9 protein-coding genes are annotated in these 13,347 nt (G+C 40.8%); 8 read left to right on the forward strand and 1 reads right to left on the reverse strand.

All coding sequences use genetic code 11. The features are described from left to right. Positions 1-24 precede the first annotated feature (24 nt). From xsc to BW724_RS06740, 7 genes are all read left to right on the forward strand, one after another. Positions 25-1,809 carry a sulfoacetaldehyde acetyltransferase gene (gene xsc, locus BW724_RS06710; protein WP_235848916.1) on the forward strand — a complete coding sequence of 595 codons (1,785 nt, stop codon included), beginning with the start codon at positions 25-27 and terminating at the stop codon, positions 1,807-1,809. A 16-nt stretch (positions 1,810-1,825) separates the two neighbouring features. Next, entirely contained in the window at positions 1,826-3,580 is a 1,755-nt protein-coding gene (locus BW724_RS06715) for a thiamine pyrophosphate-binding protein (RefSeq protein WP_088074496.1), read from the forward strand. Then, positions 3,580-4,512, forward strand: a complete 933-nt coding sequence (locus BW724_RS06720) for a bile acid:sodium symporter family protein (protein ID WP_088074497.1) — start codon at positions 3,580-3,582, stop codon at positions 4,510-4,512. Before BW724_RS06715 ends, BW724_RS06720 begins: the two co-directional genes overlap by 1 nt. Beyond that, on the forward strand, positions 4,509-5,624 hold the full coding sequence (locus BW724_RS06725; protein WP_088074498.1) for an SDR family oxidoreductase: 1,116 nt from the start codon (positions 4,509-4,511) through the stop codon (positions 5,622-5,624). The genes BW724_RS06720 and BW724_RS06725 overlap by 4 nt, the downstream gene beginning before the upstream one ends. After that, on the forward strand, positions 5,605-6,429 hold the full coding sequence (locus BW724_RS06730; protein WP_088074499.1) for an SDR family oxidoreductase: 825 nt from the start codon (positions 5,605-5,607) through the stop codon (positions 6,427-6,429). The genes BW724_RS06725 and BW724_RS06730 overlap by 20 nt, the downstream gene beginning before the upstream one ends. 177 nt (positions 6,430-6,606) lie before the next feature. Further along, on the forward strand, positions 6,607-6,939 hold the full coding sequence (locus BW724_RS06735) for a hypothetical protein (RefSeq protein ID WP_140354926.1): 333 nt from the start codon (positions 6,607-6,609) through the stop codon (positions 6,937-6,939). Positions 6,940-7,032: 93 nt separating this feature from the next. Then, a complete protein-coding gene (locus BW724_RS06740) occupies positions 7,033-7,692 on the forward strand; it encodes an HAD family hydrolase (protein ID WP_088074501.1) in 660 nt (219 codons plus the stop codon). A gap of 67 nt (positions 7,693-7,759) precedes the next feature. Here BW724_RS06740 and BW724_RS24040 read toward each other — a convergent pair whose 3' ends face one another. Further along, a complete protein-coding gene (locus BW724_RS24040; RefSeq protein ID WP_235848917.1) occupies positions 7,760-8,224 on the reverse strand; it encodes a glycine zipper domain-containing protein in 465 nt (154 codons plus the stop codon). A gap of 333 nt (positions 8,225-8,557) precedes the next feature. On the opposite strand from BW724_RS24040, the gene BW724_RS06750 reads away from it, so the two are divergent. Further along, positions 8,558-13,330: a DUF3320 domain-containing protein gene (locus BW724_RS06750; RefSeq protein ID WP_140354927.1), complete on the forward strand. Its 4,773-nt coding sequence runs from the start codon at positions 8,558-8,560 to the stop codon at positions 13,328-13,330. The last annotated feature ends 17 nt before the right edge of the window (positions 13,331-13,347 follow it).

Below are 13,347 nucleotides of genomic sequence, written 5' to 3' on the forward strand. Positions count from 1 at the left end.
AAAAGAGAGGATTGTGATGGAAATATGAAACCAGAAGCTCCAATGGGAGAGCGAACATCATCGTCAATTAGAAAGAAGCTGAGAATGACCCCAAGTGAAGCTATCGTAGAAACTTTACTAGCAGAAGGTGTAGATCATGTTACGGGAATTCTTGGATCCGCTTTCATGGATATGCTCGATTTATTTCCAGCAGCAGGCATTCGATTTCTTCCCGTTCGCCACGAACAAAGTGCTGCTCATATGGAAGATGCTTACACACGGATTACAGGAAAAGCAGGCGTTGTCATTGGTCAAAACGGACCTGGGATTACGAATATGGTAACTTCTGTTGCAGCTGCAAATATGGCTCACACTCCGATGGTTGTCATTTCCCCTTCAGCTGGAACGAAAACAATTGGTTGGGATGGGTTCCAAGAATGTGACCAAGTTTCCGTATTTGAAAGTATAACAAAAGAGACTGTAAAGGTGACTCACCCTGAGCGAGTAGCTGATTGTTTGCGGACTGCCTTTAGAATTGCTTATGCAGAGCGTGGTCCTGTTTTGTATGACATTCCTCGAGATTATTTTTATGGAGAACTGGAGGATTACATACTTGAACCACATCAGTATCGTGTAGATCAGCGTGGCTATGGTTCTTCAGAACATATTGATGAAGCAGTGCAACTATTAGAGTCGGCGAAAAATCCAGTGATTCTCTCTGGAAGAGGGGTTGTTGATGCAGAGGCCATTCCAGTTGTAACAGACCTGGCTGAATTTTTAACAGCACCAGTAGCTGTTTCTTATATGCACAACGATGCCTTCCCGGCAGACCATTCGTTAGCTGTTGGGCCAATCGGTTATATGGGAGCGAAATCGGCAATGTATTCCTTAAAGGAAGCGGATGTGATTTTAGCAGTAGGAACGAGGTTGTCCGTATTTGGAACGTTACCAAGTTATGATATCGACTATTTTCCAAAGGATGCAAAGATCATTCAAATTGATATTAACCCTAGACATATTGGTAGAACACACCCTGTGGAAGTAGGAATCATTGGGGATGCGAAAGCCTCCACAATGGAGATTTTCAATAGACTCAAAAGTAAATCAGCAAACACTTTATCTAAGGAAAATCAGGAAAAGCTTAATCAAATCACTGAAAGAAAAGCTGATTGGGCAAGTGAATTAGAAGAGTTGGCAATGACGCCAGGGGATCCTATGAATCCTCGGAGAGCGCTCTATGAGATTGCCAATCTACTTACGCCCGAAACAGTTGTTACTTCAGATATTGGCAATGTGTCTTCCACATCAAATGCTTATTTAAAATTTACAAAATCCCGTAAACATCTTGCCGCTTTAACTTTTGGTAACTGTGGTTTTGCATATCCAGCTGCCTTAGGGGCGAAGATTGCGAATCCAAACAATCCAGTGGTAGCAATAATTGGTGACGGTGCGTGGGGGATGAGCCTTCATGAGGTAAGTACAGCTGTAGAACAGAAGCTTCCAGTAGTAGCATGTGTATTTAATAACGGAGCTTGGTGTGCGGAAAAGAAAAACCAAGTGGATTTCTATAATAATAGATTTGTAGGAGCTGACATTGAAGGACCAAACTTTGCTGAAGTAGCAAAATCAATGGGGGCAAAGGGAGTACGAGTAGATAATCCTGAACAATTGCGTACAGAATTTATGAAAGCGCTTCAATCAGATGAGCCAACCGTATTGGATATTATGGTAGACGGTAGCCAACTGGCACCTCCATTTAGGAAGGACGCCTTGAAGATGCCTACAAGATTACTAGAAAAATATGCACATTTAGACTATCGAAACTGGTGAAGGGGAGGGGTTTAGAATGCCCGAAATGAGTGGAGGAGAAGTAATAGCAAAAATGCTAAGCAAGGAAAACGTAGAAAAAGTGTTTGGAATCATAGATGGAACGTATTTTGGTTTCTATTCCAATCTTGAAAAAAATGGGATTGACCTTGTTACACCGAGGCATGAAACAAGTGCTGCCCACATGGCTGGGGCTTATGCTAGGCTAACAGGGAAGTTAGGTGTTTGTATGGCAAGTAATGGACCTGGTGTTGCCAATATACTTCCTGGTCTGGTTGTTGAAGAGGCGGAAGGAAATAGAGTGTTAGTTATTACAAGTGCCCGAAGAACGGGAATTATGTACCCAGATAGGGGGGGAACCTATCAATGTTTTGACCAGACGGGTGTGATCTCGAAGATGGCCAAATGGAGTGCAGCGGTCCCTTCTTTCGATCGAATTCCTGAAATGATGAGAAAGGCACTTAGGATGTGCTATGAGGGTAGACCTGGAGTGGTACACCTTGATATTCCAGAGAATATCATCAACAGTAAAGTAAAAACGGATGTTACCTTTTGGGAACCTCATCAATATCGTATAGTTGACCCTATTACACCGACAGAAACGCAGCTTAACAAAGTAGTAGATATGCTTCTTGAGGCAGATGCGCCAATGATTCATGCAGGTAGCGGAGTTATTCATGCCCAAGCCTATGAGGAGTTAGAACTAGTAGCTGAGCTCTTGTCCACCCCTGTTACGACAAGTTGGGCGGCCAGGGGTGTCATGAATGAGAATCTTGATTTAGCTATTCCAATGGTTCACATTGAACTAAACAATAAAGTAAGAAATGAAGCTGACATCGTGTTAGTACTAGGATCTCGTCTTGGTGAAACGGATTGGTGGGGGAAGGCACCATACTGGAAACATCCTTCTAAGCAAAAAATGATTCAGGTGGATATCGACCCAGAGATTATGGGTGCCAATAAACCTGCTGATATAACCGTTCAAGGGGACATAAAAGTATTTTTAACACAGCTGTATAAAAAGCTATTTGAACGCAGAGCAGATATTTCAACAGAAACACGGAAAGACAGGGTGAAGAAATATACGGAAGAGAAACGGGAACACCGAGCTAAGCTAGATCAAGAGCTAGGAGATCTTTCTGTTCCAATGAATTCATCCCATGTAGCCAATACGTGTCAAAAGATTTTTCCTGAGGAGTCAGCTGTAGTGGTGGATGGTGGAAATGCAGCAATATGGGCCAACTTCTATTATAAGTTCGTGAAACCAGGTAAAGTACTTTCCACTTATAAATTTGGAATGTTAGGTGCAGGTGTGGCACAAGCGTTAGGTGCCGCTGTTGCAAATCCTGATTATCCAGTCTGCTGCATTATCGGTGATGGTGCCATGGGCTTTCAGCCACAGGAAATAGAGACAGCTGTGAGAAATAATATGAAAATCATTTATTTAGTTGTTTGTGATAAACAGTGGGGAATGGTGAAAATGAATCAGCAATTCTCCTTAAAGCCAATTAAGACGTTAGTTAAAAAATCGTTATCCCGGGAAGAAACAATTAATGCAGACTTAGAAGAAATTCAGTTTGATAAGCTAGCAGAAAGTATGGGGGCACATGGTGAACGAGTAAGTGATCCTGCAGAATTGGAAGAGGCTATTCAACGGTCCATGGAAAGTGGGAAATGTGCAGTGATTCATGTAGATGTGAATCCAGTAAAACATATGTGGGCACCAGGATTAAAATATTTCAAAGATATGCATGCGGAGCCGAAGGGTAAATGATGGATATCGATCAAGTCTTATTGAATTTCAATCCTACTTCCTTAATGATTCTAAACATTTTTATCGGATTTGTCATGTTTGGCGTCGCCTTGGATCTGAAAGTGCAGGATTTTAAAAATGCTTTTTCTACACCGAAGCCCATGCTTATTGGGTTATTCTCACAATTTGTGCTTTTACCAGCATTCACGTTTTTACTCGTGTTGGCAATTCAACCGAGACCAAGCATTGCCCTTGGACTGTTGCTCATTGCAGCTTGTCCTGGGGGCAATCTATCTAACTTCATGACCCATTTGGCGAAAGGAAATACAGCACTATCTATTAATATGTCAGCAGTGGCTACAGTGGCAGCAATTGTTATGACCCCAATGAATGTCATGTTTTGGGGCTCGTTGCTTCCTGAAACGAATGCTATATTAAGGAGCTTTACAATAAATCCGTGGGATATGCTGGAATTAATTGTTCTTATTCTAGCACTGCCATTGGCTATAGGAATGTTCGTGAAATATCGAAAGCCCGACTTTGCTTCGAGGGCATCTAAACCGATGAAATACTTTTCCATCATCGTTTTTATCGGATTTGTCGTTGTGGCATTGATAAATAACTGGCAGTATTTCTTAGAATTCGTGGGTCTCGTTATTTTGGCTGTATTCCTGCACAATTTAGTAGCACTATTAAGCGGTTATTTTGCTGCAAAACTATTTAAGCTAAGGGAGCCATCTAGACGGGCCATCGCCATAGAAGTAGGGATCCAAAACTCTGCCTTAGGGCTCATCTTGATTTTTAACTTTTTTGACGGTCTTGGAGGCATGGCCGTCGTTGCAGCTTGGTGGGGAGTTTGGCACATCGTCTCTGGCTTGACTGTTGCTTTTTTCTGGTCGAAGCGACCTCCAAATAACCAAGACTTTGCAGTGAACGGAGGGCTAAAGATATGACCATTTCTGGGAAAAAAATATTAGTTACTGGTGCAACTGGGTATGTCGGAACCCTGTTTTTAAATCGACTATTGAAGGGAATAGAAGTTCATGGATGTCAAGGTAGCGCCGAAGGGACCGCCTCCCAATTCCAAGACTCTCCCCCAAAATCCACTGGCTCCAAGGTTTCTGAAGAAGAGGTCATTGTTGCCTTAGATATAAAGGAGATTCCGATCGAACGGAGAAATCCTGGAGTTATCTATGAAGTGGGAGATGTGCGATCTGAAGCTATAGGAGAGATGATAAAGAAACATGAAATTGATACAGTTGTCCATTTGGCTTCTATCGTTACGCCAGGGAAAAACAGCAATCGAGAACTGGAATATTCCGTGGACGTGCTCGGAACGAAAAATGTTCTCGAAGCCTGTGTTGAGCACGGTGTCTCGCAAATCGTAGTCACTTCCAGTGGGGCTGCTTATGGTTATTATCCAGATAATCCTCAATGGATAACAGAGAGGGTTCAAATCAGGGGGAACGAAGAGTTTGCCTATTCCTACCACAAGCGTTTAGTAGAGGAAATGCTTGCGACGTATCGAGAGAGTCATCCACAGCTAAAGCAGACAATTTTTCGAGTTGGGACCATTTTAGGTGCATCGGTTAAAAATCAAATTACTGATTTATTTGAAAAGAAAGTGCTACTCGGTATAAAAGGTTCAGACAGCCCTTTCGTATTCATTTGGGATGAAGATGTAGCGGAAGCGTTGTATCAGGCTGTTATGTTTGAGAAGAAAGGAATATACAATCTGGCTGGAAGTGGAAAGTTGACTATCCATGAACTAGGCAACTTGTTGAACAAGCGAGTCATCTTTTTTCCACCGGCTGTTTTGAAGCATTCATTGTCAGTGTTGAAAAAATTAAGGTTGACGCAATATGGACCAGAACAAATCAATTTTTTACGCTACAGACCTGTGCTGGACAACAGGAAGTTAAGAGAGGAATTTGGATTCAACCCTACGTATACATCAGAAGAAGTTTTTCACCTGTTTTTAAAGGGGAGAGGCTATAAAAGTAATGATAGCAGGATAACTCCACAGAAGGATCAGGTGAAGGGTCATGTCCAAACTAAAGGGTAAATATGTCCTTATCACTGGTGCGGCAGGTGGCTTAGGACGGGATCTAAGCCTGTCCTTTGGCAAGAGAGGGGCACACATTTTAGCTGTGGATATTCAGGGGGATCCCCTTCTTTCTTTAAAAGAAGAGTTAGAGACTAATGGCGTGGCAGTTTCCACCTATGTATGTGACATTGGTGATAATGAGAAGGTAAAAGCGATTGTGGAGGAGATCTCCCTAAATCACGCGAGCTTGGACGTGGTAATCCATAATGCCGGCATATCCCACCGTTGTGGCTTTCAAGGAATGTCTCCGAAAGTAATGGGCAGCATTCTTAACGTCAACATCAATGGTTCCCTTTATATGACACATCATACGTTACCAATAATCACCCGAAGCAAAGGTGCGTATGTGGTTATTTCCAGCGTAGCAGGATTTGCGCCTTTATTGGGTAGGAGTATATATGCAGCGAGTAAGCATGCTTTACATGGATTTTTCGAAACACTTCGAGGGGAAGTGGAGGATGAGGGCGTTAATGTGATGATCGTTTGCCCTTCATTTATCAAGACCCCACTAGAGAAAAATGCAATGCAAGGGGATGGAAAGCCAGTTCAGCATGAAAAGCAAATCGTCGGTAACGTATTGCTTCCAGAGTACGTAGCAGAATGTGTTTATAAAGGAGTAGTAGTTGGAAAAAGAAGGCTGAATATCAGTCCAGTGGCAAAGCTTTCGTGGTGGTTGAATAGGATTTCACCAAGATTATATGCTAGGGTGATGAAAAGAAAAATGAGGTTGGAGTTAGAATCGACGAGGGATATCCAGCATTGAAAAGTAAATTCGAATAGAATACGCATTAGTTTATCTATAAACCTACTATAAGAATTTCAATATAGTAGGTTTTTTGTTATATTATCTCAAAGTGCCGTAATTAACTGTAAGAGTACTTGGGGGAAGATGGCTAAGAGCATCCTTTTAAGTAACATAATTAAGGAGTGTGTTAGACACATGACATTGATCAACGAGACGCAAGAGAAAATTGAGGAGATATTTAGTAGAATAGAAATTCTGCCAGAATACGCTCCAACACCGATTAAAATTACTACATTTAATTGGAACCAAGATGTAGCTGATTTTGCAGTAGAGTATTTAATCGGACGAAAAAAATATTTGTTTCATTATAATGCTGAACTGGCTTCAGAATTAGGAACCGAATACTTGAATCTGGATCCTATCGAACAACTTGAGAAGGAATTGCAGTATATAAAGAGAATGTATGAGAGAGGAATTGGCTCAAAGGAATACTATCCGTTTACTCATGAGGAGACGAATGGGCAGTAATGTGAAATGTAGGCAAGGGCATTCTTTGCGTTGGCTATGGTGTTAACAGTGTAAACGCAAGAACCGTCCCTGCGTTTAGGGAGGAGTGAGTTGGTGAAAATAGCAATAGTTGATTTTGATGGAACTTTATATCCGAATGAAACATTTGCCTTAATGATGAGGCATTTAAAAGAACACCCTGTACATAGCAAAAGATATCGTTTTTTTATGGCACGAATGCTTCCTGTCTATACTGCTTATAAATGTAAGCTGTATCCTGAAGCAAAAATGAGGGAATATTCCATGCGAACGTTCATCGCTTCGTTTGGTGATACAGCAGAAGAGGAAGTGAGACTATTTTTTTCTGAACTCGGGAAAACAATGCGTGACCAACTAAACACGAAAATGATAGAACGTATCGTTAAGCATATGCAGGATGGTTATACTATTATGATCGTTTCTGGGGCGTATGACCTGCTACTGCATGCAGTAACAGAAGATCTAGAGATAGATACCATTGTTGGGACTAACATTCCGTTTAAAAATGAGAAGGTAGACAACTCAACACCAGTCATTCATATTAATGGACTAAAAAAGCAAGAAAAAATTTATGAATGTATAGATAAAGATAGTGTAGATTGGGAAAATAGCTATGCATACGGTGATAGCTACTCGGATCTTCCTGTATTAGAGTTAGTGGGAAACCCTGTGGCGGTTAACCCAGATTCTCGATTGCAAGAGGTTGCTCAGGATAAAAAATGGGACATACTGTGAACATAGGGACGGTTCTTGCGTTTATAATTGTCAGATAACTGTGAACGCAAGAACCGTCCCCTAGTTTTTAAATCACGAGGCCCTTTTTCTTTGCATCAGCATCTAAACCTGCACCAATAGCTAATCCAACTGAAAATCCTATTGGTATTCCAAGTGCGATATTATCAAATAATGTTAACCCAAATACAACTCCGAAACTCATTCCAATGGACATGTAGATACTTAAATAATAACCATCAGAAATGACTTTATGTTTCTTCTCCAGGTGAGATAGTAGACTTTTCAACTTTATTGTATATTCCTTTATCTTAGATGGTTCTACTATGTTTCCCCCGCTATTAAGTTGATTTAAATGGTTTTCCAGTACGGTAAATTGCTGGCGGCATTCCTCACACTCTTTACCAAAGAAGTTTAATTTATTTGCTACACGCCTCCATTTTTCTAGCTGAAGCTTCTTAGTTGTTGTTTTATCAAAGCGTCTTTCCATTTGACTAATTATCCCCATTACCACATCCAACCGCTCTTTATTCATTTAAACTCCTCCAAAAAAGACTTCGTTTAGTGTATTACGATTACTACGAGTGATAAGTTTCATTGATGGCAATTAAAAAAAGAGCGAAACAGTAGAAAATGCAAGACTAAAACATAGACATGTTGTTAACTCTGTATTTAAATGAAGGACATCCACTCAATTTGTCGAAAGGAATGTTATATAATTCCAATATGGACGATTGAAATTTAGAACATAGATCCAAAAAGATTATTGTACTTACAGCTATTATTAGAAATATTATATACCAGGCGATTGAGATCATTCCCTATTCTCCAATTCGCCCCCCATTTTTGTAAGAAGGAGAGGATTAGCTTGGCGCAAGTTTCAAAAATAAGTGGAAAGTTGGATGTTGCACGGAAGGAGTTACTTGATTTAGGCCTTCGTAACCCACTTCTTAACTACCGTACTTTAAAAGCACGGGGTCTTGAAGTGGTAGATAAAAACCCAATGGAAGTATATCAAACTCTTGTTAAAGATAAGAAGAAAATGAGTTTCCAAGAGGTTGGGAATCTCCATTTATTTTCTCAAGAGGAACACCGAAAATTAGAAAACCCGACGATGGAATCTACTACAGTAACCAACTCAGACAGTGAATCCACCACCACCATCCTAGACCCAGAAACAAGCCTAGATGTAGATTTAGACAATGCTGAAGAGGGAAATCCAAAGCTCAGTACGAAGCTTCAAACAAACTACACGGAAAAACAGTTGGAAAAGAGACTTCTGAATACATATTATTTCGCCCGCACCTACATTGAAGAACAAGGTGTGAATATCCTATACATGGCACTCGGTATGATTCATTGGTATGAGTCTAGCAGCAGCCAGGAATTGAGGAAAGCTCCACTGATTTTAATTCCAGTTCAACTTGACAGGGTAAGTGCAAAAGAGCGATTCACTATGTCTTTTACGGAAGATGAAATCGGTCATAACATTTCCTTAGTGGCCAAGATGAAAGCTGAATTTGGTATTGATATACCTGCATTGTCAACAGAAGATGAAGTTGAAATTGATATCACCTCTTATTTTTCAGAAGTCTTAAAGGCAATTGAGGGGCAAAAAAACTGGTTGGTTGATACGAAATCGATTGTCGTTGGTTTCTTCTCCTTTGGTAAATTCTTAATGTACCGAGATTTGGATCCAAATATTTGGCCAGATCACCAAAGACCTGAAGAACATGACATCATTACGGCGTTGCTCGAAGAAGGATTCAGGGAAGAACCATCAGAAATAGGTGAAGAAGACCATATTGATCAGTTTGTAGATCTAAAGAACGCAAATCACATCATGGATGCAGATAGTTCGCAAATTCTAGCAATCCTTGATGCGAATAATGGGAGGAACCTCGTTATACAAGGACCTCCTGGAACGGGAAAATCCCAAACCATCACGAATCTAATTGCTGAAGCTATTGGGCATGGAAAAAAAGTGCTTTTCGTTTCTGAAAAGATGGCAGCCTTAGAGGTGGTAAAAAGAAGGTTAGATAATGTTGGATTAGGAGTGGCTTGTTTGGAACTTCATAGCCATAAATCCAACAAAAAGTCCCTATTAAATGAATTGGCTTCCACATTAGATCTGGGTAAACCAACGTACAAAGATGAAGATATAGACATTCTGGAGGATTTGCGAACACGATTAAATGATTACTGCGATGCAGTGAACTTACCTGTTGATGAAACAGGTGTTTCACCATATAACGCGTTAGGAACGTTAGCGCTCTATCAATTAGAGTTTTCAGAGAAAGATTTGAGATTTCCTGAATTAAAGATAGAGGCTATGGAAACCTGGAGTGCAGAAGCGTTTCGCAAGAAAAATGCTGTGGTGGAGGAGCTGGAGCAGGTTGTTCACTCGATTGGGCTTCCTATTGAACACCCTTTTTGGGGCAGCAAAAAGAAAGTCGTTTTACCAACAGATATTGATAAATTAGTAGAAAAAGTGGAAGAGTCGCTGAATCATTTAAGAACAACAGAAGGGAAGCTTCAGCAATATACAAGTGACTTGCAATATGAAGCAGTGAACAGTCTTCCTGAATCTAAAGTATTTATTAATTCCTTTCAAAAAGTGATTGATGCACCAAACCTTCAAGGGATTTCCTTTGAAACGAGTGAGTGGTCAAACAAAGGGAAGCATATCGTTGAGGTTTTAGAAGCAGTAGGTGCTTTAACAAATTTAAAGGAAAAATATAAAGAGGTGCTTCTCCCTGAAGCTTGGAAACAAGATGTACTAGAAACGAGGCAGCATCTCATTCAGTACGAGGATAAGTGGTGGAAATTTTTAGTCAAAGATTATCGTTCAGCTAAAAATAGGGTAAAGGGATTCCTTCATAATCCAAAAGAGAAACAAGTGAATGACGTAGAATTGGTAGATTCCATTATGGAAGTGCGCCGCCTTGAGGACTTCATCAACGAAAAGGGTGCGACACCAAAGGAACTATTCAGTGATAGATGGGATACTGTTCACTCCGATTGGGAGGAATTACTACAAACCACCAAGTGGCTGATGCAGTTTCATGAAGATTTAAGTCATGCCTCCATTTCTAAGTGGACAGTAGATTATATAAAATCAGGTGGGGATAAATCTATTGTTCAAGAGATAAAGACTGATTTAGATAGTGTGGTTAGGGAAACAGAAAAATCTCTTGATGCCTTAGAAGGTTGGTTAGAATTTGACTCTAATCAGCGCTTCCAGACGAATGGGAAACTGGCAGATCAAGCGTTTAAGAGCTTAACTGATTTGTTGCATACATGGGAAACAAAAGCATCTGATTTACATGAAATGAGCTCTTACAATAACTTATTAGAAGTAATCAAGGAGCAAAACCTTACAGCCGTTTCGAAACTAGCAGAGTCCTGGGAATATGCTGGCGAACGATTAGTGGACTGCTTTGAATGGAACTGGAACCAGAGGATCTTGATGAAAGCTTTTAAGGAACGACCATCCCTATCCAATTTTGAAGTTAGTAGGCATGAACATGCAGTGAAAAAGTTTCAGGAATTAGATAAAATTATGGTGGAAATCAATCGCTATAAACTTGCAGAAAAACATTGGAACATGCTCCCACACCATGAAGGTGGAGGTCAATTAGGAGTACTTCGTCGGGAATTTGAAAAAAAGTCGAGACATTTACCTATTAGACAATTGATCATTCGTGCAGGTAATGCCATTCAAGCGATTAAACCGATTTTCATGATGGGACCCTTATCGATATCCACCTATATCGAACCTGGTAGCTTAGAATTTGACCTCGTTATTTTTGATGAGGCGAGTCAAGTAAAGCCAGTGGACGCTTTTGGTGCGATCATTCGGGCAAAACAGGCAGTGGTTGTTGGGGACAGTAAACAAATGCCACCAACGAATTTCTTTGATTCCATAACGAAGGAAGAAGAGGAAAGTGACGGTGAGGAGCACTATGTTGCGGATATGGAAAGTATTTTAGGATTATTCCTTGGTCAGAACGCACCACAACGAATGTTGAAGTGGCATTACAGAAGTCGTCACGAGTCCCTAATAACAGTATCGAATCATGAGTTTTACGAAGACAAATTAGTGACTTTTCCTAGTCCAGACGGAGATAGAAACGCTTCTGGCCTGATCTATAACTATAATCCTGATACGTATTATGATCGTGGGCGAAGTCGTACGAATCGTGATGAAGCGAAAAAAGTAGCCCAAGCGGTGATGGCGCATGCGAAGGATCACCCGAATCTAACCCTAGGTGTTGCGGCTTTTAGTATGGCGCAAATGCAAGCCATTTTAGACGAATTGGAATTGCTGCGTCGCTCGAACCCAAGTTTAGAATCCTTTTTCTCAGCCCATGAACATGAACCTTTCTTTGTGAAAAACTTAGAGAATGTACAAGGAGACGAGAGGGACGTCATTTTTATCAGTATTGGTTATGGAAAAACAATAGATGGATACTTGTCCATGGGCTTTGGGGCTCTCAACCGAGAGGGTGGAGAACGCAGACTCAATGTATTGATTACGAGAGCGCGATTACGATGTGAGGTTTTCACCAATCTTAAGGCAGAAGATATTGATCTAAACCGGTCAAACGCTCGTGGAATTAAAGCGTTGAAAACATTTCTGAAGTACGCTGAAACAGGTCATCTAGATGTCCCGACAGCAACGGGCAAAGACTTTGATTCTCCGTTTGAAGAAGCAGTGTATAGATCATTAGTGAATTTAGGATACGAAGTAGAAGCGCAAGTTGGCTCCGCTGGATTTTTCATCGATCTCGCTGTAGTTGATCCTGAATCTCCGGGACGCTATTTACTTGGTATAGAATGTGACGGTGCAGCCTATCACAGTGCCCGCTCAGCACGCGATCGAGATAGACTTCGTCAAGAAGTACTAGAAGGATTAGGCTGGACGATCCATCGTATTTGGAGTACTGACTGGTTTCGCCATCAAGACAGGGAGTTAAAGCGAGTAGTGGAAGCAATTGAAAAAGCTAAAATATATGCAAAAGCAAATGCTGTCCCTGTAAAGAAAACGAAGCCTACCAATAAAGGGGTTCAAGAAATAAGTAGGGATGAAACAGCAGAAAAAGCAACTAGTTCTGTGGTTCCATATGAAATGGCAGACTTAGATATCAGTTTGAACGGGGAAGAGATTCACAATATCCCAGCGACCATACTTGCTGAATGGGTGTTGGAAGTCGTAAAAGTAGAGAGTCCAATCCATGTAAATGAACTCATGAAACGGATTTGTCATGCTGTTGGTATTAGAAGGGTTGGAACGCGCATTCAGCAACGATTCGAAGACGTTTTAAATGATTGTGAAGAAGTAGTTAGGAAAGACGACTTCATCTGGGCCAGAACCATGAGTGTACCACCAGTTAGAACAAGGACAGGAGCCATTAGAAAACTAGAGTTAATTTGTCGGGAAGAATTTGAGGAAGCTATTGCTGAAGCTGTAAGTCTATCATTTGGAGTACATGGTGATAACGTAGCACCGCTAGTTTATGCAAAGTTAGGTTTTTCAAGAGTAACGGAAGAAATGAGAAAACACTTAGATGAAATTGTGGAGGGTATGGTAGAGAAGGAGATTCTTGTTGATAAAGGCGGGGAATTGATTATAAAATAAAGGACTACATGCGAGAC

The sequence above is a fragment of the Litchfieldia alkalitelluris genome (genome assembly GCF_002153425.1).
GTDB lineage: Bacteria > Bacillota > Bacilli > Bacillales > Salisediminibacteriaceae > Evansella > Evansella alkalicola.

Excerpts from the sequence above, each read along its gene's own strand:
- xsc (WP_235848916.1), top strand. The coding sequence starts at position 25 with ATGAAACCAGAAGCTCCAATGGGAGAGCGAACATCATCGTCAATTAGA.
- BW724_RS06715 (WP_088074496.1), top strand. The coding sequence starts at position 1,826 with ATGCCCGAAATGAGTGGAGGAGAAGTAATAGCAAAAATGCTAAGCAAG.
- BW724_RS06720 (WP_088074497.1), top strand. The coding sequence starts at position 3,580 with ATGGATATCGATCAAGTCTTATTGAATTTCAATCCTACTTCCTTAATG.
- BW724_RS06725 (WP_088074498.1), top strand. The coding sequence starts at position 4,509 with ATGACCATTTCTGGGAAAAAAATATTAGTTACTGGTGCAACTGGGTAT.
- BW724_RS06730 (WP_088074499.1), top strand. The coding sequence starts at position 5,605 with ATGTCCAAACTAAAGGGTAAATATGTCCTTATCACTGGTGCGGCAGGT.
- BW724_RS06735 (WP_140354926.1), top strand. The coding sequence starts at position 6,607 with ATGACATTGATCAACGAGACGCAAGAGAAAATTGAGGAGATATTTAGT.
- BW724_RS24040 (WP_235848917.1), bottom strand. The coding sequence starts at position 8,224 with ATGAATAAAGAGCGGTTGGATGTGGTAATGGGGATAATTAGTCAAATG.